Source organism: Campylobacter sp. CCS1377, from assembly GCF_040008265.1.
In the GTDB taxonomy this organism is placed as follows: Bacteria; Campylobacterota; Campylobacteria; order Campylobacterales; family Campylobacteraceae; genus Campylobacter_D.
On sequence record NZ_CP155620.1, the window covers coordinates 1,573,324 to 1,597,036 of the forward strand.

25 protein-coding genes and 1 pseudogene are annotated in these 23,713 nt (G+C 28.6%); 9 read left to right on the forward strand and 17 right to left on the reverse strand.

Features of this window, described 5'->3' with window-relative positions:
* Positions 1–6: 6 nt before the first annotated feature.
* On the reverse strand, positions 7–948 hold the full coding sequence (locus tag AAH949_RS07900; RefSeq protein ID WP_134237865.1) for an ATP-binding cassette domain-containing protein: 942 nt from the start codon (positions 946–948) through the stop codon (positions 7–9).
* The gene (tupB, locus tag AAH949_RS07905; protein WP_348518430.1) at positions 945–1,637 is read right to left on the reverse strand and encodes a tungstate ABC transporter permease TupB; all 693 of its coding nucleotides are present in this window, start codon (positions 1,635–1,637) and stop codon (positions 945–947) included. Before tupB ends, AAH949_RS07900 begins: the two co-directional genes overlap by 4 nt.
* Positions 1,638–1,715: 78 nt before the next feature.
* On the opposite strand from tupB, the gene tupA reads away from it, so the two are divergent.
* Positions 1,716–2,525, forward strand: coding sequence for a tungstate ABC transporter substrate-binding protein TupA (tupA, locus tag AAH949_RS07910; RefSeq protein WP_348518431.1), 810 nt, complete (start codon positions 1,716–1,718; stop codon positions 2,523–2,525).
* Here tupA and AAH949_RS07915 read toward each other — a convergent pair.
* Complete coding sequence (locus AAH949_RS07915) at positions 2,522–2,938, reverse strand: helix-turn-helix transcriptional regulator (protein ID WP_134237862.1); 417 nt, start codon at positions 2,936–2,938, stop codon at positions 2,522–2,524. The genes tupA and AAH949_RS07915 overlap by 4 nt on opposite strands.
* Before the next feature lie 121 nt (positions 2,939–3,059).
* Between AAH949_RS07915 and AAH949_RS07920 the strand changes: the two genes are divergently transcribed.
* The 3 genes from AAH949_RS07920 (at position 3,060) to AAH949_RS07930 (ending at position 6,441) form a co-directional block, all read left to right on the forward strand.
* Positions 3,060–5,279 carry a galactosyltransferase-related protein gene (locus AAH949_RS07920; protein WP_348518432.1) on the forward strand — a complete coding sequence of 740 codons (2,220 nt, stop codon included), beginning with the start codon at positions 3,060–3,062 and terminating at the stop codon, positions 5,277–5,279.
* Positions 5,276–5,755 (forward strand): glycosyltransferase, encoded by a 480-nt coding sequence (locus AAH949_RS07925; RefSeq protein WP_348518433.1) that lies wholly within the window; start codon positions 5,276–5,278, stop codon positions 5,753–5,755. The genes AAH949_RS07920 and AAH949_RS07925 overlap by 4 nt, the downstream gene beginning before the upstream one ends.
* A gap of 137 nt (positions 5,756–5,892) precedes the next feature.
* The gene (locus AAH949_RS07930; protein WP_348518434.1) at positions 5,893–6,441 is read left to right on the forward strand and encodes a hypothetical protein; all 549 of its coding nucleotides are present in this window, start codon (positions 5,893–5,895) and stop codon (positions 6,439–6,441) included.
* A 16-nt stretch (positions 6,442–6,457) separates the two neighbouring features.
* On the opposite strand, the gene AAH949_RS07935 is transcribed toward AAH949_RS07930, so the two are convergent.
* Both AAH949_RS07935 and AAH949_RS07940 read right to left on the reverse strand, forming a co-directional pair.
* The gene (locus AAH949_RS07935; protein ID WP_348518435.1) at positions 6,458–6,721 is read right to left on the reverse strand and encodes a hypothetical protein; all 264 of its coding nucleotides are present in this window, start codon (positions 6,719–6,721) and stop codon (positions 6,458–6,460) included.
* A 166-nt stretch (positions 6,722–6,887) separates the two neighbouring features.
* Positions 6,888–7,325, reverse strand: coding sequence for a hypothetical protein (locus AAH949_RS07940; RefSeq protein WP_348518436.1), 438 nt, complete (start codon positions 7,323–7,325; stop codon positions 6,888–6,890).
* Between the two features lie 527 nt (positions 7,326–7,852).
* Between AAH949_RS07940 and AAH949_RS07945 the strand changes: the two genes are divergently transcribed.
* The 5 genes from AAH949_RS07945 to AAH949_RS07965 are packed head-to-tail and all read left to right on the forward strand — an operon-like array spanning position 7,853 to position 12,277.
* A complete protein-coding gene (locus AAH949_RS07945; RefSeq protein WP_348518437.1) occupies positions 7,853–8,623 on the forward strand; it encodes a 5-oxoprolinase subunit PxpA in 771 nt (256 codons plus the stop codon).
* 22 nt (positions 8,624–8,645) lie between these two features.
* Positions 8,646–9,815: an NRAMP family divalent metal transporter gene (locus AAH949_RS07950; RefSeq protein ID WP_134237856.1), complete on the forward strand. Its 1,170-nt coding sequence runs from the start codon at positions 8,646–8,648 to the stop codon at positions 9,813–9,815.
* 1 nt (position 9,816) lies between these two features.
* Positions 9,817–10,557, forward strand: a complete 741-nt coding sequence (gene pxpB, locus AAH949_RS07955; protein ID WP_348518438.1) for a 5-oxoprolinase subunit PxpB — start codon at positions 9,817–9,819, stop codon at positions 10,555–10,557.
* Complete coding sequence (locus AAH949_RS07960; RefSeq protein ID WP_348518439.1) at positions 10,538–11,503, forward strand: biotin-dependent carboxyltransferase family protein; 966 nt, start codon at positions 10,538–10,540, stop codon at positions 11,501–11,503. Before pxpB ends, AAH949_RS07960 begins: the two co-directional genes overlap by 20 nt.
* 9 nt (positions 11,504–11,512) lie before the next feature.
* Positions 11,513–12,277: a putative hydro-lyase gene (locus tag AAH949_RS07965; RefSeq protein WP_348518440.1), complete on the forward strand. Its 765-nt coding sequence runs from the start codon at positions 11,513–11,515 to the stop codon at positions 12,275–12,277.
* Here the strand turns inward: AAH949_RS07965 and AAH949_RS07970 are convergent.
* The 12 genes and pseudogenes from AAH949_RS07970 to AAH949_RS08025 all read right to left on the reverse strand — a co-directional run bounded on the left by AAH949_RS07970 (position 12,274) and on the right by AAH949_RS08025 (position 23,712).
* Complete coding sequence (locus AAH949_RS07970; RefSeq protein WP_348518441.1) at positions 12,274–13,170, reverse strand: DMT family transporter; 897 nt, start codon at positions 13,168–13,170, stop codon at positions 12,274–12,276. The two genes, AAH949_RS07965 and AAH949_RS07970, sit on opposite strands and share 4 nt — an antisense overlap.
* 331 nt (positions 13,171–13,501) lie before the next feature.
* A pseudogene (locus tag AAH949_RS07975) lies at positions 13,502–14,337 on the reverse strand (capsular polysaccharide biosynthesis protein); the annotation flags it as partial.
* Positions 14,338–14,402: 65 nt separating this feature from the next.
* Complete coding sequence (locus AAH949_RS07980; RefSeq protein ID WP_348518442.1) at positions 14,403–14,780, reverse strand: hypothetical protein; 378 nt, start codon at positions 14,778–14,780, stop codon at positions 14,403–14,405.
* 142 nt (positions 14,781–14,922) lie between these two features.
* The gene (locus tag AAH949_RS07985; RefSeq protein ID WP_348518443.1) at positions 14,923–15,057 is read right to left on the reverse strand and encodes a hypothetical protein; all 135 of its coding nucleotides are present in this window, start codon (positions 15,055–15,057) and stop codon (positions 14,923–14,925) included.
* Positions 15,058–15,409: 352 nt separating this feature from the next.
* A complete protein-coding gene (locus AAH949_RS07990) occupies positions 15,410–17,371 on the reverse strand; it encodes a hypothetical protein (RefSeq protein WP_348518444.1) in 1,962 nt (653 codons plus the stop codon).
* Positions 17,364–18,851, reverse strand: a complete 1,488-nt coding sequence (locus AAH949_RS07995; protein WP_348518445.1) for a sugar phosphate nucleotidyltransferase — start codon at positions 18,849–18,851, stop codon at positions 17,364–17,366. Before AAH949_RS07995 ends, AAH949_RS07990 begins: the two co-directional genes overlap by 8 nt.
* A complete protein-coding gene (locus tag AAH949_RS08000; RefSeq protein ID WP_348518446.1) occupies positions 18,848–19,582 on the reverse strand; it encodes a class II aldolase/adducin family protein in 735 nt (244 codons plus the stop codon). Before AAH949_RS08000 ends, AAH949_RS07995 begins: the two co-directional genes overlap by 4 nt.
* A complete protein-coding gene (locus tag AAH949_RS08005) occupies positions 19,572–20,870 on the reverse strand; it encodes an HAD-IA family hydrolase (protein WP_348518447.1) in 1,299 nt (432 codons plus the stop codon). The genes AAH949_RS08000 and AAH949_RS08005 overlap by 11 nt, the downstream gene beginning before the upstream one ends.
* Positions 20,863–21,456 (reverse strand): hypothetical protein, encoded by a 594-nt coding sequence (locus tag AAH949_RS08010; protein WP_348518448.1) that lies wholly within the window; start codon positions 21,454–21,456, stop codon positions 20,863–20,865. Before AAH949_RS08010 ends, AAH949_RS08005 begins: the two co-directional genes overlap by 8 nt.
* Complete coding sequence (locus tag AAH949_RS08015) at positions 21,453–22,112, reverse strand: nucleotidyltransferase family protein (protein ID WP_348518449.1); 660 nt, start codon at positions 22,110–22,112, stop codon at positions 21,453–21,455. Before AAH949_RS08015 ends, AAH949_RS08010 begins: the two co-directional genes overlap by 4 nt.
* A complete protein-coding gene (locus AAH949_RS08020; protein ID WP_348518450.1) occupies positions 22,100–22,705 on the reverse strand; it encodes a D-sedoheptulose 7-phosphate isomerase in 606 nt (201 codons plus the stop codon). Before AAH949_RS08020 ends, AAH949_RS08015 begins: the two co-directional genes overlap by 13 nt.
* Positions 22,693–23,712 carry a dehydrogenase gene (locus AAH949_RS08025; RefSeq protein ID WP_348518451.1) on the reverse strand — a complete coding sequence of 340 codons (1,020 nt, stop codon included), beginning with the start codon at positions 23,710–23,712 and terminating at the stop codon, positions 22,693–22,695. The genes AAH949_RS08020 and AAH949_RS08025 overlap by 13 nt, the downstream gene beginning before the upstream one ends.
* Position 23,713 lies beyond the last annotated feature (1 nt).

A 23,713-nucleotide genomic window follows, 5' to 3' on the forward strand; every position in this document is an offset into this window, starting at 1 on the left:
TTGTCCTTAATTTAAATATTTGATTGCATTTTTATTAAAACTAAGGCAAATTATATCATCAATTTTTAAATTTTTCTTCAAATACTCCCCTTTATCTAAGGCAAATTCCAGGATTTTCTCATTTGCCAAAACCCTTATAAAAACATTATTTTTTTTATTTCTTATGGCTATAATTTTTGCTTTATTTATAACAAATGACTGCTTGTTATTTAGATGAATTTCATAAGGATTAATCGCTATTTTACCTTCATCAAAAGGATAAAAATTTAAAATATCGCCAAAATCAATTTGAGAATTTTCAAGAGCAAAAACATTAGTATTTTCAAATTCTAAGATATTTCCGCTATGCAAATAAAATTTAAAATCCGCCAAAGTGTCTAAAAAAATTTTATCATGACTTGCGATTAAAAAGCCACTTTTATGCTCTTTTTTCATCTTTATTATCGCATTTTTAAGCAAAACAATACTTTCTTTATCCAAAAACGCACTCGGTTCATCTAAGAGATAAAATTTTGCCCTTAAAGCAAAATCAAGTGCTAAAGAAATTTTTTGAATTTGTCCTGATGAGAGTTCATTTTTGTTTTTCTTGAGTAAATTTTTTTCAAGTTTAAAATACTCCAAAGCCTCTTCTATGCGTTCTTTTGTATTTTTGATTTTATATGTTTTTAAAGCAAAAATGAAATTTTCTTTCACGCTGCGATTTAGCAAAATTGGCTGGGCTAAGTGCAAACGAATTTGTCTTTTTTCTTCTAAATTTAAGTTTTTTTTACCCCAATAACTAATATCAAATTTTCCTTCTAAAAAGGATAAAATACGCAAAAATGTGCTTTTACCACTTCCATTTTCACCCATTAAGATACTGATTTTATCACTTGCAATTTCTAGTTTTTCAATACTAAGAATTTTCTTGTCATTATAGGCAAATTGCAAATTGTTAATTTCTATCATTTTGGGGCTTTCTTTAAAGTATGTATAAGAAAATTCAAACAAAAAGCTATCATAATTAAAACAAGCCCCAAGGCAATACCTGTTGCAAATTCGCCTTTATTTGTTTCAAGCGAAATGGCCGTTGTGATCGTGCGTGTGTGATACTTGATATTTCCACCTATTATCATCGCAACTCCCACTTCAGCAACAATCCTACCATAAGCTAGAGCAATTACGCTGACAAGCTCAAATCTTAGCTCATAAATGATGGTCAAAATAAAACGCAGTTTGCTTAGATGAAAAGATTTGATAAGTAAAAGATGCGTTTTATCCATATTTTCAATCAAAGACGAAAAAAGGGCGATGATGATAGGCAAAGCTAAAACAAATTGTCCTAAAATCAAAGCTTTAATTGTAAAAAGCAAATGAAAATCCCCAAAAATTCCACGACTTGAAATCAAAACATATAAAATAAGTCCCACCGCAACCGTAGGAAAAGAAAGGCTTGTATCAACCAAAAGCTTTAAAAAGCGTTTTGATTTAAATTCAAAAAATCCCAAAATAAAACCCAAAGGAAAACCCACAAGCAGGGCTAAAACTATGGAAATACTAGAACTTAAAACCGTTGTTTGTATAGCAGAATAAACGCTTTCATCGCCACCTATTATCAAATTTAACGCTTGTTTTAATGCTTCGATCAAATAAGTCAAATTTACCCCTAAAATTTAATGCGTTATTCTAGCACATTATGTTAAAATAAAGGTTTAATTTTATTTTGAAAGGTCAATATGAAAAAATTTATCTCTCTAGCTCTTGCTTTAGCCCTAAGTGCAAGTGCAGCAGAACTTAAAATGGCAACTACAACAAGTACAGATAACACGGGGCTTTTAGATGCCTTAAAACCGCTTTATGAAAAAGAAAGTGGCAATACCTTAAAATGGGTTGCAGTAGGAACGGGTGCGGCTTTAAAAATGGGCGAAGATTGCAATGCTGATGTACTTTTTGTACATTCTCCAAAGGCTGAAAAAGAATTTATGGATAAAGGTTTTGGCGTGGATAGAACGCCTGTGATGTATAATGATTTTATCATCATCGCGGATAAATCTTTAGCACCTAAATTTAAAGGTAAAAATTTAAAAGAAAGCTTAGAGCTTATCAAAAATGAAAAACTTACTTTTATCTCAAGAGGCGATAAATCAGGCACTGACAATAAAGAAAAAAGCCTTTGGAAAAACCTTGGCGGTGTGCCTGAAAAAGAGAGCTGGTATCAACAAAGCGGACAGGGAATGTTAGCAAGTATTAAAATTGCTGAAGAAAAAAAAGGTGTGATTTTGACTGATCGTGGCACTTATATCAAATACGAAGCCAATGAAAAAGGCAATCCAAATTTAGTAGTTGTAAATGAGGGTGATGATAGTCTTAAAAATTTTTACTCCATAATCGCTACAAATCCAAAACATTGTAAAAATGTAAATTACACAGAAGCTAGCAAATTTATCAAATGGGTAACAAGCGATAAAACTTTAAATTTCATAAGTGAATTTAAACTTCTTGATAAACCTTTATTTATTGTTGATGCAAAAACGAGAAAAGATTAAAGATTTTTTCTAAGCAAAGAGCTAATTTCTAAGCTTTTTGCTTTATTTTGAAGCAAAATTTCTTCTAAAATTTCTAAATTCTTTGGCGAAAGAAATTCAAGAAGTTCTAAAAGATTACTATAGTTTTGATTGGAAGTTTTATTTCTATAAAGTTTATGGATAATTTTAAAATTTTCTTCTTTTTTATCACTAAAAAGTTCTTGCTCAAAAACCCCTAAAGCATCGGCAATAAAAGGTATCATATCTGCTTTTATGTCTATATTTCCATTTAAATACGCATAAATGCTTGAAAGCGTGGGAATTTCGCCTGTTTTGTTTGCTCTCATTCCTAAATTTATCAAGCGATTGGCTAGTTCTTTTTTGCTGATATTTTTTTCTTTTAAAATTTCATTAATTCTATCGACAACTTTCATTTTTCTACTTTTAATTTATAGTTTATCTGTAATTCTAAGTTAGTTTATTATTGTAAAAGTATAATTTAAGTATCGATTATCTATAATTTTATCGTTTTTCAATAAAAATTAGGAGTCAAATTTGGCAAAACTATCTATCATCATCCCTTTTGGCACAAGCAAAGAACGACCTTATATCAAAGAAAGAGTGATAAACAAAGCAAATGAATATAAAAGTGATGATTTAGTGGAATATATTTTCGTAGAAGGCTTTTCATCACTAGAGCACCCAGAGCTTAAAAATTTGATTGAAAGCAAAGGGCATCGTTATTTTAAAGATGAAACTCAAATCTCAAATTTTTCGCAAGGACAATGCAGAAATTTAGGCATTATTAATGCAAAAAGCGATGTGGTAATGCCTTTAGATGTTGATTATGTGATAAGCGAAAAAAATTTAGAAAATATTTTAGAGTTAATAAATATAAAAGAAATAGATAAAAATCCTAATGCTTTTTTGGTTTTACCCTGTGTGTTTTTAAATGAATTTGGCACTGAAATTTATTTAAATCAAAATTTTTACAATAAAGATATATTTTTTCAAAATGATCTCATTAGTGGAAAACGAGAATTTATTAAATTCTTTATGAAAGGCTCTTCTTCTATCATTCTTAATCGCTTTAAATTTTTAGAGCTTGGTGGTTATGATAAAGATTTTAAAGGTTGGGGAAGTGAAGATTTTGATTTTCTAACTAGGCTTTTAAGAAATTGTGCTGAATTTGAAGCTTTACCAAACAATTTAAGTTATTTTGCTAAAAACTGGGATTTTGATGAGTTTAAAGGTTTTAGAGCTTGGTTTTCTCTAGCAGCACAAGAAGCAATGCTACATGGAGTTTATCTTTATCATCTTTGGCACATTGAACCCAATCAAAATGGATATTTTAATAATAGAGATTCTAATCATCAAAAATTTTATCAAAGATTAAAAACTTACAAAAATATTTTTGATGGTCCCGATGCTTTAGTAGAAAATGAATTTAAAGATAAAAATTTAATAACATTTTTTTCACAAAATTCAAATATGCATAATAGTTTGCGAGCAATCATGCCTTATCTTAATAAAATGTTTCATGTAAAAGAATATTATTTCTTTGATGAAAATGGAGTATTTAATGCTCAAAATTTTTTAGAATATCTTAATAAATACAACATTACACATATTTTATTTGGTAATTCTCACGCCGATGAAAAAAGACTTGAAATTTTTAAATTTGCAAGAGAGAAAAATTTACCTTTTATTGTCTATGATAGAGGTGCTTTGCCTGATTCTTGGTTTTTTGATGATAAGGGCTTTAACTACGATTCTAGCTCTTATGATGAAAAAAATTGGAACAAAGCTTTAAATGAAGAACAAATTGCTAAAACGCTTGCCTACATAGAAGAAGTTTTAAAGGGAGACAAATTTTTAGAAGAGCAAGGAGCAAGTAAAGGAAGCGATGAGCTAAGGCGAAAATTAGGTTTAAGACATAAAAAGATTTTCTTTGTGCCTTTGCAAGTTAAAGGCGATTCTGTGCTTAAAAATTTTACCTACGAACCCTTTTTGTATGAAAATTTTTTAGATATTTTAAATGAACTTGCGACAAAATTATTTTTAGAAAATATTGTTTTTGTGGTAAAAAAACATCCTTTAAGTCTTAGCGTGGATAAAAAAGCTTATAATAATTTAGTTTTTGCCCCAGATAACACAAATTTAAATGATCTTTTAGAGCTTTGCGATGCGGTTTTGACTTTAAATTCTGGCGTTGGGGTTTATGCGATTTTGGCTAAAAAACCTTGTATAGTTTGTGCAAATGCCTTTTATCAATTTGAAAATCTTAACTTGCAAGCAAAAAATGAAAAAGAGCTTTTAGAACATATTTTAAGCATATCGCAAGGGAAATTTAATTTTGATGAAGAAAAAGCCTTGAGATTTATACATTATTTAAGATATGAATTTTACAGCTTTGGGAAAAGTTATTACAAAAAAAGTGAAGAAAATGGGCGTATTTATACTAGGGTTTTTAGGATAGAATTTTATTCTTTAGTGCTTTTTGGTAGGAAATTGCTTGATTTTAATAGTGTAAAAAAGCAAAATTATAAGCTAAATTCTCTTGTTTATAAGCCTTATATTTATGAAATTAAAGAGAAAAAATTAAAAGGAAGTTTAAAAGATAATACTTTAATCCTTGTTGCACAATCTAAATTTTCGCATTTTAGATTTTACAGACTTTTTAGAAAATTCATCACTAGCCCAAAAGATTTCATAATGGATAGCAAAAAACCTTTTATGAAGCCTATAAAATTAATTTTAAGGAAAACTTTATGAAATACAAATTCGGAATTTTACTTGCTGCTACTAAAGATAGTGCTTTTACCATAGGAACTTTGCTTATAAATATCAAAGATAAAATGGATATTTCACAAACGATATTTTATATTATCAACGATGGTTTTAGCCAAAATGATAAATTAGTTATGCAAAAACTTGTGCCAAATATTAAATTTATGGATTTTACGATAGATGATTTTGAAGCAAAAATCAAAAATTTCAATGCCGATTTTAAACTAGATATACAAAGCTCTGCACTAAAACGCTACACACATATGGCTTTTGCAAGATTTGAAGCTTTGAATTTTTTAAAAGAATGCGAGTGCATTATTTATCTTGACTTTGATATGCTTTTGCTTAAAGGCATTAATGAGTTAAAGGAGGTTAAAAGTAAAGGTTATGAGATTGCTTGTTTTAAAGGCTCTGCTACGATGAGTATGGGGGGGGGGCAAGCTCACTCCTGTAAAATTTAAAGACATTAAAAATTACTCAACAGGTATTAGTTTTTAGTGATAATCTTAAAAATCCTTGCGAATTTTATGATTTTATTTATCAATTTATTGCTACAAATGAGAATTATTTTGATGAAGCAAAACTTAGTGATCAATTTTTGTTTTCTTTATATTTACTGGAAAAAGGCTTAAAAATTTATGAATTAGATGATAATTATTATGGCAATATTTCTTGGATAAAAAGTAAAGATGCTTCGATTTTACATGCTTGGGGACAAAATAATCGTTTTTGGAATAACAAACTTTGCGCCCTTGCTTGGCCTTCTTGGAATGTGTATTATCAAAAATGGTTAAATTTAGGTGGAAGTGCTTATGAGAAAGGTTTTGTAGAATTTTTAGAAGTTCCACAAAGTGGCGGAGAAGTGTTTCAGTATTTTGAAAAGATTGCCTTAGCTAAAAGAATTTCCCAAATCAAATTAGAAAAACAAGAGCTTATTATCGATATTGATTTTAGCAAAAAGATCAAATTTCATCTTGCTTTCGTTGAAAATCTTGTATTTTATGTGTATTCAAAATCAATTCTTACTTATATACTAGAATGCGAATTTCAAGGTAAAATCACGCAAAGCATTACGATAAAAAGACCTGAACTTGAAAGTGCTTTAAAAGAATTTATCACTAGTAATTTAAATAAATACCAAATTTAAGCAAGGAATTCCTTGCTTAAAAACTCATTTTATCTTTTTTCATTTTAAATACAGCGACGATGAAAAAGATGATAAAAAGTATATCGGCATAAAACATAAAAGCTAAGATGTTTTCAGAATATAATTTAAAATCAAATTCAAAAAAATAAATGATATTAAAAATTTCAGGTAATGTGGATGCAATAAAAGATAAAGAGACTATTTTAAAAAGATCAATATGAGTTATCTTGCTTAGTTTTAATAAAAATAAAACAACAAAAATGCATTTTATAGGAGCCATAATACCCCTAAGAATACTAAAATCATCACCGATAAATACAAAAAATGCAAGGAAAATAAATCCATAATTAAAACGAAAATAAAAACCGCATAAATAGAAAAAAGTCCTAACACAAAATACAAAGTTAAAATCCATTTTTTTGTATTCTTGCAAAATAAAATCGTAGCTATAAACCCAAAATCAACGAAATAGTCATCACTAAAATCTGGATAGTAGAATACATATTAGAAAAACTTTCATCTTTAAAATAAAATTCCAAAAGAAAGCTTCCTAAATATAATATCAAAGTCAAAATTCCCGCACCCATAAAAAGCGTTTTTACAAGATTTAAATTACCTTTATAAGTTTGATATGATTTTAAAGTTTGAGGAATTTCGCTGGATAATTCTTGTAATTCCACCCAAGCTACAACATAAAAAATCATACTAATAATAAGCAACACTATGCCTATCATAATGGGTGTAAATAAAATTCCTATAAACAAACACCAAAAGGCATTGATAAAATACTTTTGCTTAGTCACTCTCACTAATTCATAATAAAAATTTTTAAGAGCTAAAAAAATGATATACATAAAAGTATAGAAATAAGTTAATAAAAGCAAAGCATTAGCTAAATTTTTTCTGATCTAAAAAAATAATGATTTTCCATGAAATTAAGATTTAAAAAAAGCCCTATGGATGATACAATATTGACAAAAAAAGATAATAAAAATATTCACAAACAAATTTCTAGCACTAGAATATTTCTTAACTCCATAAATCGCAATCAAAAAACACCCTAAAGAAAGCAAATTTAAAAACGCAGTTATTTTCATAAGATCTTCAAAATCAAATTTAATAAAAGATAAATCAATACTCTTTAGTGTTATAGCGAATAAAGCTAAAATTCCTGCTATAAAAGCTATTCCTATGCTACTTAGAGCCGATATTTTTATATTTTATATATGTTTTTTGGTATTTTCTTGCATTTTTTCATTCCTCAAAATATTTTTTATAATACATTATTTCATCTTAATACTCGTTACAATCTGTAATAATTTTCATATATTTTTATTTAAACAAATATCATTTCTTCTCTAATAAAAAAAGATACAATAGAATAAAGATTTATCAAAAATAAGGCAAAATAATGTTCAAAGTAGATTTAAATAGTGATTTAGGAGAAAGTTTTGGTGCCTACAAAATGGGTATGGATGAAGAAATTTTAAAATTTGTAAGTTCTGCAAATGTAGCCTGTGGTTTTCATGCAGGCGATCCTTGCGTGATGGATAAAACTTTAAATTTAGCCAAGCAAAATAGTGTTTGTATAGGAGCACATCCGTCTTATCCCGATCTTTTGGGTTTTGGAAGACGAAATATGCAATTAAGCTTTGAAGAAGCTAAAAATTATGCTTTGTATCAACTAGGTGCTTTATTTGGTTTTGCTAAAGCAAAAGGTATGAAAATACAACATTTTAAAGCCCATGGAGCACTTTATAATATGGCTGCAATAGATGAAAATTTGGCTCTAGCACTTTGCGAAGCGGTGGCTAGCTTTGATGAAAGTATCATTTTCTTAGGACTTAGTAATTCTGCTATGGAAGAAGTTGCAAAGAAAAAAGGTCTAAAATACGCTAATGAAGTTTTTGCAGATCGCGCTTATAATGATGATGGAACTTTAGTTTCAAGAAAGCTTGAAGGTGCGGTAATCACAGATGAAGATTTAGCGATAAAACGCGTGATAAAAATAATAAAAGAAAGTAAAGTTACAAGCATAAATGGCAAAGAAATAGACTTAAAAGCAGATAGCATTTGTGTGCATGGAGATGGCATAAAAGCGTTAGAATTTGTTAAAAAAATCAAAGAGAATTTAGAAAAAGAACAAATTCAAATGAAAGCTTTAAGTGAATTTATAAATTGAAAATTTTAAAAAAAGGATGAAAATGGTAAATAAAACGGCACTTTTAGGCGCTGCTTTTTTGATGGCAACTTCTGCCATAGGCCCTGGATTTTTAACTCAAACTGCAACTTTTACAGGAAGTTTGCTTGCAAGTTTTGGTTTTGTGATACTTGTTTCTATTATTTTAGATATAGGAGCACAACTTAATGTTTGGCGCATTATAGGAATAAGTGGAAAAAGGGGAACTGAAGTTGCAAATATGGTTTTGCCAAATTTAGGTTATTTTGTTGCTTCTTTAGTGGCTCTAGGTGGTTTTTTCTTTAATATGGGAAATATAGCAGGAGCTGGACTTGGATTAAGTATAATTTTTAACATTAGTCCCCAAGATGCTGCGGTAATTAGTGCAATATTTGCTATCGGAATTTTTATCTCTAAAAAAGCTGGGGAATTGATGGATAAATTTATTGTTTTAGCGGGTTTTGTGATGATTATACTTACTGCTTATGTGGCTTTTGCTTCAAAACCTCCTATTAGCGAAGCACTTTTTAGAACATTCATGCCTGCACAAATTGATGTAATTTCTATAGTAACCTTGGTAGGCGGAACGGTTGGTGGATACATAGTGTTTTCAGGAGCACATAGACTCATAGATGCAAAACTTTGCGGTAAAGAAAATTTAAATCATATTAATAGAGCTGCAATTAGTGGAGTGGTTATTACAGGAATTATGCGCGTGATTTTATTTTTAGCGGTTTTAGGGGTCGTTAGTTCTGGTTTTGTATTAGATAAAGAAGACCCTGCTGGTTCTGTATTTTACCATGTTTTAGGTGATGTGGGCTTAAAAGTCTTTGGTATAGTATTATTTTTTGCTGCTATTTCATCGGTAATTGGGGCTGCTTACACTTCTGTATCCTTTATACGATCTTTTCACCCATTAATAGAAAAATACAATCGCTTTGTGGTTATCTTTTTTATTATTGTTTCAACTTTGGTTTTTTATACGCTTGGAAAATCCCCTACAAGCATACTAATCATCGTTGGTACAATCAATGGCTGGATTTTGCCCATTACTTTACTTGTAATGATTATTGCAGCACACAAAAAAAGCATAGTTGGAGATTATAAACATCCTAAATGGATGAGTATTTTTGGACTTTTAATAGTAATTCTAATGTCTTATTTATCTATCACTTCTATGATAAAGTTGGTATGAAATGTTTAGTGTGCATTTTAGCGGAAGCAAAGCGGTGCTTTTGCGTTTTGAACAAGAAATTTCACCAAAAATCAATGCTTTGGTTTTAAGCACAGAAGCTAGAATTCAAAAAAGTATAGATGCAAATGAAATTTATGGCATTAATGAGCTTGTAAGTGCTTACGCCAGTTTGCTCATTTATTTTAATCCTTGCATACTTTCTTTAAATACTTTGCTTAATTTTTTAGAAAGCATAAAAAAAGATATAAAAATATCCGATCAAAAAGCAAATCTTTGTATTGAAATTCCACTTTGTTATGATGAAGAATTTGGACTTGATTTAGAATTTGTATGCAAACACAATAATCTTTCAAAAGAAGAACTCATACATCTTCACACAAAGCCTTATTACCTTGTTTTTATGTTAGGTTTTATGGCGGGTTTTCCTTATCTTGGGGGACTTGATAAAAGACTTTTTACTCCAAGACTCTCAAGTCCTAGAACTAAAATCGAAGCAGGAAGTGTAGGCATTGCCGATAAACAAACCGGAGTTTATCCTATATCAAGTCCAGGTGGTTGGCAAATCATCGCTAGAACTCCTTTGGAATTTTTTAATAAAGATGATGAAGAAAATCCCACTCTTTTACAAGCAGGGATGTTTTTAAAATTTAAAGCCATTTCAAAAGATGAATTTTACGATATTAAAGAACAAGTTGTAAAAAAAGTCTATCAAAAGGAAATTTATGAGTATAAAAATCATTGAAGCTTCTATAAATTCAACCATACAAGACTTTGGACGCAAAAATTACGCCAAATTTGGCATAGCAAGAAGTGGTGCAATGGATGAGCTTTCTTTAAGAACTGCTAATATTTTACTTGGAAATAAACAAGATGAAGCAGGACTTGAACTTTGCTTAAAAGGTGGAAAATATGAATTTTTAAATGAAAGCTATTTTGCATTAAGTGGAGCCGAATTTGACGCTAAACTTAACAATGAAAAAATTCAAACTTGCAAGGTTTATAAAGCAAAAAAAGGAGATTTGTTAGAACTTGGTTTAGCAAAAATAGGTTTTCGCGGATATTTATGTGTAGCAGGTGGTTTTAAAATAAAAAGTTTTTTAAATTCAAAATCAAGTGATGTAAAAATGGGCGTAGGAATCTTTGATGGAAGAGCCTTACAAAAAGATGATGTCTTAGAACTAAATAATAATTTTATCCCTTTTAATTTAGAAAAAAGAGAATGCGAAAATCCTATTTTTGAATTTGACAAAGAGCCTATAATACGCGTGATTTTAGGCACAAATGATGATACTTTTACACAAAATGGCTTAAATACCTTTTTAAATACCACTTATAAAATTGGTTTAAAAAGCGATAGAATGGCAATTTATGCAGAAGCTGATACCATAATAGAACATATAGACTCAGCAGATATCATTTCAGATCCTGCAGTTTTTGGGAGTATCCAAGTACCAAAAAGCGGCTTGCCTATCATTTTAATGGCAGGAAGACAAAGCACTGGAGGCTATACAAAAATAGCTTCTGTTATAGAAAATGATTTGCCCTTGCTTGCACAAGCAAAATTAGGTACGAGTTTTAAATTTCAAAGTATCAGTATGCAAGAGGCTACAAAACTTTATATACAAAGGGAAGAAAATTTTAAAAGTCTAGATAAAAAAATCAATCTTGACTTTGAAAATTTATTTTAAGGAGTAAAAATGAGCCCAAAAGAGCTAAGAGAAAAAATCGCAAAAGGTGAAATAAAAGATCAAACTTCAGGTATGGCCTTAGGCTATGCACAAGCAAATTTAGTCATTTTGCCTAAAGAATATGCTAAAGATTTTGAAACTTTTTGTATGCTTAATCCAAAACCATGCCCGCTTTTAGAGATAGTGCATGGCAAATTCACTCAAAAAATTGCTAAAAATGCAAATATTTACACAGATATTCCAAAATATTTCATTTATGAAAATGGAGTAAAAACTAAAGAAGCTTATGATGTAAGCGAGTATTATAGTGATGATTTGGTAGGCTTTTTACTGGGTTGTAGTTTTTCTTTTGAAGAAGCCTTGCTTGAAAATGGTTTAGAAATAAGACACATAAGCCACAAACGCAATGTGCCAATGTATAAAACCAATATTGCTTGTAAAAGTGCTGGAGTTTTTAGTGGAGAAATGGTTGTTTCTATGCGTCCTTTTACTCCTAATGATGCTAAAAAAGCCAGTGAAATTACCGCTAATTATCCTTTAGTTCATGGAGCTCCTGTGCAAATTGATAATGCTAAAGAAATCGGTATAAATGATATTTTAAAAGCGGATTTTGGCGACGATCCTATCATAAAAGAAGGAGAAATTCCTGTATTTTGGGCTTGTGGAGTAACGCCGCAAAATGTGATAATGAAAGCAAAATTACCTTTTGTAATCACTCACGCACCAGGGCATATGTTTATAAGCGATATTTTAAATTCGTCTTTAAAATCTTAAGATTTTTTCTTGCTATGAATATTAATAAAATATATAGCAAAAATCGCTAAAATACAACCTATCAAAGTAAGCACCGTAGGTACTTCATCTAAGATGAAAAAACTGCAGATTAACGCACTTGCAGGGGTAATTAAAACAAAAGAATTTGCCTTTACTCCGCCAAGTCTATGTATAGCATAATAATAAATACTCGTGCCAATAATTGTAGATAATACCACTACAACAAACATATTAACCCAAAATTTTACATCACTTGTCAAAACCTTAAACGGCTCATCTAAAAATAAAACCCATGAAAACATTAAAGTAGAAATTAAATTAATATAAAGATTAATCGTTAAAGGATGTGCACCTTTTGCCTTGTGTGTGAAAAGCGTAATACTTGCCCAAATCAAAGCACAAAGTAAAAAGAGTATATTGAATTTGCCAAAAATTTCATCAAGTGAGCCAAGATTTAATAAACAAAACCCAGAAGCAAGACCTAAAATAAGTCCTAAAATTTCACTTTTTCCTACTCTTTGGATTAATTTTTCATTTTTTCTTAAAACAATACTTAACATAAAAAATATATAAGAAAAAATAGGGATCATCGTAGTTACTAAAACACCACCTTTTCCGGCTTCTCCATATCTTAAAGCAATGAAAAAAACAAAAGTATAAAGTCCGTTTAAAATACCTGCGCAAAACACCCATTTAAAAATTTGTAAAGGAATTTTAAGTGGTATTTTTAAAAAATAAAGCATTGAAAAAGAACCCAAAAATACAAATAAAAAACGCCAAAAAGTAATCACAGCAGGACTTGTATAAGTTGTTAAAATTTTAGAAGTGGGCCAAGAAGATCCCCATAAAAACATAGCGATGATAAGCAGGATATATAAATAACGATCTTTCATATATAAGCCTTTTATTTGATTAAATTTTAGGCGCTAAAACACTTGTCTTTTGCTTAAAAAATGCGTTTTAATGCAAATTGCCTAGCAAATTTGTTTAAAAAATATTTTCATAAAATTGTTTTAATCTTCACTGAATTTTAAGTATAAATTCTATCATTCTTCTGATTTTTCTAATGATAAAAGTTTTACAATCACTTACCATTTTTATATGCCACTTTGTGAAATAATCTCGCTGCATTTTTAGCATCATTTCTAAACTTAGTTCAATTTCACATAAATCTTTGCTTCTTGGGTTAATATACCTTGGATAAAGGATCAAAGCTCCAACTACAAGCTCTTCAAGGCTTAATTTTCTACTTCTTCTCTCGCATTTATATTTATCTTGTGTAAGCCCCCAACCCGCATAAAAAGGCATACCATAACAAACACACTCGCAATTCATAAGCAAAGCTTCAAAGCCCATACCAGAAGTTTTGGTATAAACCTTTTTAAAATAACTCAAAAGCTCAATAGGATTATAGTTTTCTTTTAAAATTACACATTCTTTTGGCAAATCTTTTACATCAAAATCACTTTGTTTTTTACCGCTTAATACATCTCGGGATGAATTTTGATATATATCTTAGCATTTGGATTTTCTTTAATGGCATCATTTATGATATCTTGGGTTGAAAAACTATCAGCTAAACCGAATTTCAACGAGGCATCATTTGCCACTTGTGTGATAACCAAAATGCGTTCTTCTTTGGTGCTAAAAAGCTCTTTTGGCACACGAAGGTTATTATTATACTTACTAAGTTTTTCTTTTTTTATAAGCTCTATAGCTTTTTTTGCTTGCTCTAATTCTTCATGGCTAAACTCATAAGTATTCAAAATATTTTCAAGCTTAGATGGAGTCGTGGCATCATAGTAAATTCCCACATTATCTTTGGTAATAGAAAAACTTGGACTATTTTCCACACCCAAATTTAAAGAACGCAAAAAGCCATCTTCTAAAAGCAAAAATTGTATATTATACTTTTTAGCTAACTCTATAGCTTTTAAACATGATTTTTGTTTCCAACCCATAAAAATATCTTCTTGTTTTATATTTTTAAAGGCATAATATAGATTTATGTTATAAAAATTTTGAGTATTTATTTTAAGTTTTTTGAGCTTGTGTAAAATTTCATAATCTCTTAATGTTTTTAATTTAAAAATATCTAAATAACTAATTTTCGGGTAATATCTTTTCAAGATTTTCTAAGCTTTTTTATCGTCAGAGAATTCTGCTTGAATATAAATTTAAATCTTTCAAGTATCTCTACAATAACACCACCCAAATGAAATTTAATCTCATAAGTTGCCACCATATTATTTTTAATCATAAATTCTATCGTTTGAAAATAATTAAGAACCAAAATAACAGATCTTTTTAAATCTTGATTATATTTAATTTCGCTAATTATTTCTTGCTCATCATAACCCTTTTTGTATTTTAATTTTTCCTTAATCTCTCTTGTTTTATCTCTAGCAATCAAAAAATGTGGATCATCCCACTTTGAAATCAATTCGAAAATATTCTGAATCCTTTTACTATTTTCATCATCTTTTTGCCTTATAACACTCAATTGAACCGTTACAATAGCCAAAAAAGACTAGATAAGGTTATAATACGATTTTTATCCAAATCGTACAATGCCAAAATAAAAACTGCAAAATAAATAAGAGTGAAAAATTTTATTCTCAATAAGTTTTTATATATACCCTCAACTAATTTACGCATCTTTTCCCTTCAAAAACTTGATAATCATGCGGAATTCCAATATCTATAAAATAATCTTCAAAAATTTCAGCTCTAACCTTTAAAGCTTTAAAATTTTCTTGTGACAAACTTTCAAAAGACAACTTAGATTCTAGCGAAAAACCTTTAAAAATATTTTAACTAAAAGATAAATTCCACCATTAACAAAGCCTTATTTTGCAAAATTCCTTTTCTTTAAAGGATTTGATAATCTATTATTATCAAGCTCTACCGTTCCATATCTATCAAAGTATCTCATAATTTTAAAGCGAAGCAAATTTTGTTATCATTTAGGATTTTAATTCTTCAATAGAATCTTGAAATTAATTTTTAATATAATTTTATAAATTTTACATGATCTTGCTCCTATTTTGTCTAAGAACAATTATACAAAAATTTACCGATGCTTAGATAATTGTATTTTTATAAAAGTGTATCCTCTTAAGCAAAAATACATTATTTATTTTTCTTCTTTTCTCTATATTCTTGCTTCAACCTACATACTTCTTTGAAGAAGCCGATGTATGCAAATATTCGCCTCAGTCCCCGCATATTATTTGCTTTTATGAGTGCTTCTCCTAGTTTGTAGGTTAGATGATTTTTGATTTTTATTGCTTCTTGATAATCTTCATAGGATTCTAGTGGAGGTAGTTTTAGATTTGGGTTTTGAGTTATACTTTGTTTATAGAGTTCTTGTTCTTTTTGATGAGTTTCTTTTATATAAGATAATACATAGGGCATTCTTATACATCCTAGTAAAGATTTAGAATTACTTATCATAGCTTGTCCTAGTTTATAAGAAAGTTGGTTTTTGATTCTTTGTGTGGCTCTAAAATAATTTTTATCTCGATTTTCATCTTTACAATACCTTTTTATAACCTCTTGAAAAAAATATTTAAACCTATTAAGCTTTTTATCATCAATTTTACCTTGAAGCGCCAATAAATCCAAATATAACTCTTGTGATATATTAGGCATAATATAGCCATTAGAAACCAAAGCTTCTCCAGTCAACTTCTCCTCTATATAAGTTTGAATAATTTCAAAATTGTTTAGCAAAATCCAATTTCTTGCAACATGATGATTGTGTAATACTTTGGGAGTTTGTTGAAAAAAATCAAAATGTTTATTCAAAAAGGCATAATTCCATATTTTAGAATATATTTCCATCGTATTTCTTCTGCCATACACAACAAAATCTTTTGGAGTACCATTTTGATATTCAAAAACCTTTAAAGCCAATTCATTATTTTTTACATTATTTAATTTATCTAAGCTTAACTCTGAAACATATTTTGCATCCGGTCTAAGCCTAATAACAAAATCATATTTAAAATCATTTCTCTTTTCATATTCCTCCATTAATTCAAAAGCTCTACAAACACCATAATTTAATTTAGAATTATTTGTAACTTTTCCATATTTATCTTCAAAATCATTTTGTTTTTCTATAGCATAAGACTTAATTTCTTTTATGCTACCCAACTGCACATCCATAACTTTACTTTGTGCATAGAACTCTCTATTTAAAACTCGACTAGTATTTGGGAAAAACTTTTTAAATAGAACATCTTTTCTAATTTCTTCATCAGCTATTTTATCAAAAACTGGCTCCAATAATCTTTTGACCCAGTGCCCACCCCCACATAATGCTGGCCATTCTATTACCTCTTCCCAAGTAAATACAAAACAATCAACCTTAAATGATCGAGAAAAAGTTTTTATGACATCTTGTAAACCGCTTAACCAATCGCCTCTAGATGCTCCAGAAATACAAAGGGCAATTCTATTAGCTGTTTGTATATTTTCATCTTCAAATAAAAATGATTTTAAAATATCATTATGTTTTTTATAGTAAATCCTACTACCATAATCTTGACCAAAATCATTTAACAATACAGTTGACAAATTTGCAAAAAATAAATAATCTTTTATTTGATTCTCATTATTAAAAATTTTAAATTGGCTTATTTTTTCTCCAGATAAAGCCAAATCTATAATTTTTGAAACATAGTATTTTTTTGATAATCTACTTATTTTATTTCTATATTCCCAAAGAAATTTTTTACACAATAAATCAATATCTAATGTTTCAGTATATATAGCACTATTTAACTGAAAACATACATAACAGTCCAAAGAAACATCCAATAAAGCAATTTCATTTTTTTCTAATATTTTCACAAAATTATCATAAGAAATATTAATTTTTGTATCTATCCACCAATTTGGTTTACTCTCATATATATTCATTAATCTTGCAATCTTCTTTAACTGTCCCGTTGCATACAAATAAACAATATAGTCCATACTAGTCTTATCGTTATTTTCAAATGCTATTTCATAATAATGCTCTAAAATATTAAAATCCCAATTCTGCAAAGCCAACTGTATTTTATATTCTAAGTTTTTATTCATTATCCACCTTCCTAAACCAATATTTATTCTCAAAATATTCTTCTGGAGTTCCAAAAGAAAAATAATTATCAACAACTATATAGCCTATTTTATACGATTTAATTAATAGTTCAAATACATTGTCAATATAAAATTCACCATTGGTTTTTATATCTTCCTTAAATATCTTATCTATATATTCTAACAATAGAGAATTTTCTTTAAAATAAAAACTACCTATCATCACCAAATCAGCATTATTGTCTCTATTTTTAATGAAAATGTTTTGTATTTCATTATTTTTTCCTTCTATCCAAGTAAAATAATGCGGATTGTTAATATTATATTTAGAAGCTGGTGTTGTAAATATAATAATTTCATATTTTTCTCGTAATTTTATAAAAGCATCATTGATATGTTTGGCAATTAAATCACAAGGAAGAATTAAAACATCACCTTTTAAATCTTTACAAGATTCTTTATAAGAATATGCTGCACCGATTTTATTTGGTTTAACAAATCTTACTTCTTGATTAATGTTTTCCCAATATTTTTCATGATCTTTTGCGCCGACACATACGATACTAGTTTCAATATTTCTTAAAGTTTCAATTATATTTTCTATAATACTTGAATTTTTAAGCGGTAAAAATGGCTTTGGTTGATTAAAATTTAGATTTAAAAATCTTTCACCTCGCCCAGCTGACAATATAATAGTGTTTTGAATTTTTATTTTTTCATTATTAACATCTTGCGAATTTAATTTGTTTTTTACATATTCAAAATCTTTTGGGGTGCCAAATTGGTAGAATTTTTCTATAAAAGGGTAGCATAAAACATTTTCTAGGTAATTATTGGTCGCTGAAATATAATACTCTCCAGAAATCATATCTTTAACATCCATTTGTTTTTTAATCGCCTCTGTGGCTAATTTCAAACTTCTAAAATAATAAATCCCTGAAGAATAATATTCTTCAAATTTATTTTTAGAATTATATTTTTCTATAACTTCATATACCTTATAAGTGTTTTTATAAACTTTACACGCTGCATATACATTTTCTAAAGGTATTAAATGCGGATGATAGCCCGTATAACAAGGAATTATTCCTTGTGCGTCTTGATTTTCTTGTGTAAAATTTAAAAAGTCTTTATAATTCCATTTTTGTCCAAAATCACAATAGCTAATAATAACTTCTTCGTCTAATATATTTTGAAGTTGTGACATTACTCCATACAAACTTCCAGCAGGTCCTAGTTTTTCACCTTTGTAGATAATAACTTTTGCGTTTATATTTCTTGTTTGAACGAAATCTTCAAATTTGCTTTTTTCGCTTTCTTGTGCAATAAAATAAAAAGTATCATTTTGCACATCAAAACATTCAATTACATAATCCAAAATGACTTTATTTTCCATAACTTTGATGAAAGGTTTTAATTCTTTATAACCCGCTTCCTTAAATCTTTTTCCTATTCCAGTCGCTGGTATTATAATATTCATTTTTTATTCTCACTTTCCATAATTTTTCTTCTATATTTTTCATCAGGCAAATTTAATAGTTTGCAAATTTCATTTTGCTTTAAAGTGACTAAATCTAGGTTTTTATTTCTTGCTATATTTTCGATAGTATTTCTAAATAACCATAATTCGGCATTAGTGGTATCAATAGCATCATCTGGAGTGTATATAGAATTATTTTGCTCACAAAAATATTCTTTTAAATTAATATATAGGTTAAATACATCTTGAATTTCTTCTGCATAGATAATAACACCGTGGTTTTTTAACATCACCACACCTTTTTCTTTATAAATATAATTTTCATTTAATGTCTTCCATAAATCATCTCCTGGTAAAACAAAATCAATAAAATCATGGTCATTAAATCTATAATTTTTTGCACAAAGATAAGGCAGGATATAAACCGGATGATAATGTGCTACATATTTATTCTTAAAGACTGTATGCATTTTAATTTCCATAGACGGCTTTGTTATATCTGTATAATATTGCTCTTGATAATAAGTAAAAGAATTAATTTTATCTTTAAAAATAGAAACTTTATGTTCTTTTTTTAAATCCTCACCAGATGATTTAATTACCAAATAATGCTCACTTTTAACAGAGATATTTCCACCCTTAAATGGAGCATCTAAAATATTTCCAAAAATCTTACAAAGCTTTTGATATTCATTAATGCATCGATCAAGTTCTTTTGTGCTATTTATCATGATTACCTACCCAACGATTTTTTAAAATTGATATAAAAATATTTTTTACAGTTTTGATTAAATCCTCATATTTACCAATATATTGTTTTTGCAGATAATCGTTTTGCAAAATCTCATCTAATTGTATTGTAAAATAGCCATTTTTAACCGAAATTACAAAATTTGCATTATCTTTTTGCTTTTCAAGATATTTTTTGTAGTCATTTTCTCTTTTTTGTATAGTTTTAATAATCTTATCATAATCATAATTTCTTTCTTTGCTATCCCGATGTATTTTTTGCCTATCTGCTTCATCTGAATCAATATATATCTTTATTTTCACAAAATCACCAATTACTTCTTGATATAATGTGTGTAACCCTTCTATAATCACAACATCTAGATCTTTATTTTTAATTTCATCAGATTTTATTATAGTGCCACTTTTATGATCATACAATGGTATACAAAATGAATTTCCAATATCTTGATATATATGTTTAATATCCATAGCCAATTGAATAAGATTATTAGCTTCTGGATTATAGTGAGTGACACGATCCCACATTTTAGAATTTCTTTCATATTTATGATAGCCATCTGTACTAATAATAAAACTTTCATAGATCTCATTAATAGCGCTACTTAGAGTAGTTTTTCCGCTGCCACTTTTTCCAGAAATAGAAATTAGTAATTTAGAGCAATTATAAGGATAGTAATTTATCCTATACCCCCCCCCTAGAAAATCATCAGCAGTAGAATCGCCAATCATTACAATTTCTTCTTCCTTGATTGGCTCTTTGAATAATTCTAAAGCTCTATTTATCAAAGCTTTATTTGGTTTTTCAATTTCAAATTCTTCAGAACAAACCATATAATCAATCATATCTATGAGATTTGCACAAACTAACTTGTTAATTTGTTCTATGAAATAAAAATTTGTAATAGCTATGATTTTTTTATTCATTTGTTTTACACAAAGTAAAAAATTAAACATAGTTTTATCCACTTTGATATTTTTTAAAAAAGTGCTCGTGTATATTTTAAACATTTCTTTTGCATTTGAAAAATGAATGCCCTTGTTTTCACAAATAATCTTAAAATATAATTCTTTTTTATGGTGATTTGCTGATAAATTTCTTTTTTCAATTTCCATTTTTGCAAGATTATATTCTTCTAAAGAAAAATCAAATGCTTGCATGGTTGCTTTTAGAGCATTATTATGAGCGTATGTGTAATTAAACAGAGTATTATCAATATCCACCATAATTAATTTATATTGTTTGGTCAATTTTTTAAGATTAAACATACTCACTCCATAACTCGGGTTTTTTGGTGCATACTGAAAATCCTTTTGGCAAAATACTTTGAATATACTTTATAAGTTCAATATATGATAAATCATATAATTCTGGAGAAACTAATATGGGTTTTACTTTTTTTAATCTTGGTTTAATACCATGAATAAATTCTTTATAATCCTGAATATCAAATTTATCAAATTGCGAATAATCTACCCAAACATATTTAGGCTTACTAATCGTCATAAGCTTCTCGTTATAAGACTCAATATCTGAAATTCTAATAATAAATTTGCCCAGATACCCATCTTTTGATAATCTTAAAATATCCGGAATTTGAGAGTCTAAAAAATAATAATCAAACCTATCGCCAAGCAATTCTATAACTTTTTCTTCTAATCCTGATTCTTTTATATTGCAAATAATAGGAATATTTTGCATAAATTGCGTCTTATCTTTTAACAATGGATAACATTTATTATGTATCAACATATCATGGTTTAATGTCAATTCTTTATTAAACCTTAAGTCAATTTCTATACCATAATTTTCAATAACTTGCTCTAAATTATTTTGGCGATGTAGAAAAATCATCCACAAAATTCCTTATAATCCTCAGGCACACCAATATCTATAAAATAATCTTCAAAAATTTCAGCTCTAGCCTTTAAAGCTTTAAAATTTTCTTGCAAAAAATCTTCAAAAGAAAACTTAGCTTCTAAATTAAACCCATCGAAAATATCTTTAGTTAAAAGATAAATTCCACCATTGATTAAACCTTGCTTTATAAATTCCTTTTCTTTAAAAGATTTAATAAAATTATTATTGTCAAGTTCCACTGCTCCATATCTATCAAAATCTTTCATAGTTTTTAAAGCAAGGCAAATTTTGCTTGTCTTTAAGCTAAGTTCTTTTAAATCAATATCAAAAAAAGTATCGCCATTTAACACAAAAGTCTCTTTTTCTACCAAATTTAAGGCTTGTTTAATCGCTCCACCAGTTCCTAAAGGCTCTTTTTCTATGCTGTATTTTATTTTAATGCCTAAAAACTCGTCTTTAAAATGTGCCTGTATAATTTCATATTTATAAGACACTGCCAAAATTACTTCCTTTATATCTTGTTTTTTAAGATATTCAAAGATAAATTCCAAAAAAGGTTTGCCATTTATCGGTGCCATAGGTTTTGGAACATCGCTAATCACACTTTTAAGCCTTGTTCCTAACCCGCCACATAAAACTATAGCTTGCAAGAAAAACCTTTTCCAAAGAGTTCTTCTTCAACAATAGCACAAATAATATGTCCAATAACAATATGAGATTCTTGGATTCTAGGAGTGCAAGAACTAGGTACTTTGATGCAAATATCGCAAAGCTCACTCATAGCCCCACCACTAGCTCCACTAAAACCTATGCTAAAAATTCCTTTTTCTTTGCAAACTTCTAAGGCCTTAATGATATTTTTACTATTTCCGCTCGTAGAAATTCCTATAAAAATATCACCTTTAACGCCTTGTGCTTGCACTTGTCTAGAAAATAAATTTTCATAACCATAATCATTTCCAATAGCTGTAAGTATGCTAGTGTCTGTGCTTAAAGCAATACTAGCAATTCCTGGTCTATCAAAATAAAACCTACTTACAAATTCTCCTGCGATATGTTGTGCATCAGCCGCACTTCCGCCGTTTCCTGCTAGTAAAGTTTTGTTACCATTTTTATAAGCTTTTATGACTTCTAGTGAAGCTTTTTTGATAAGCTCTACTAAATTATCATCATTTAAAATTTGTTCCTTTACACTGATGCTATCTTTAAAGTGTTCTTTGATATATAAATTTAAATTCTCCATGATTTTGCCCCTTCTTTAGTAAATGAAAAATCTTGCACATAGCCTTGCTCTTTATTTAAGGCCTTGATTAAGTTGTATTTTTTGGTTGGATCTATCATGAAAAACATAAATCCACCTGCTCCAGCACCACTAGTTTTTCCGCTATAAGCTCCATTTTCCATGGCCAAGTGATAAATTCTTTCAAGCTCATCATTGCTTACAATTTCAGAAATAATCTTTTTAGATTGCCAAGATTTATTTAAAATAGCTGCTAAAGTATCAAATCTAGCTCTAAATAAAGCCTCTTTCATATCAATTGCATCTTGCTTTATTGCATGCATAGCTTCTAAGGATTTACCACCTCCAAGTTTTCCTTTTTTATGTTCTTCTATATCTTTTGCTTCTCTTGTGATATTGGTAAAATAAAGCACAATACGCGATTCTAATTCACTTGCTATCCAATTTTTTATACGTAAAGGATTAACAACCACTCTTTTTTGATCATAAAATTCCATAAAATTAAAACCACCAAAGGTGGCAGCATACTGATCTTGCGCACCACCTACTATGCCCATATCTTCGCGTTCTATTTCATAAGCAAGTTTAGCGATTTCATACTCGCCTAAAGGTAAATTAAGCCATTCAACAAAAGCTTTTATAACCCCTACAACCAAAGTTGAACTACCACCTAAACCACTACCACTTGGCACATCAGAATAGGTATGCAAAGAAAAACTTAAAGGCTTTTTTGTAAAATCTCTTACAATGCGATTATAAATACTCTTAAAAATATCTAATTTTCCATCATTTTCTAAATGCTCTTTGCTTTCATATTTAGCAAAACCTCCAGTATCTGGAGAATCAAAAATGATTTTGTTATCATTTCTTTCTATTAAAGTACAATGAATATAAAGTGAAATTGTGGCATTTAGCACATAGCCTGTGTATTTATCACAATACAGATTAATATCAGTCCCTCCACCTGCTAAACCAAGACGAAGTGGAGTTTGAGAACGAATTATTTTCATG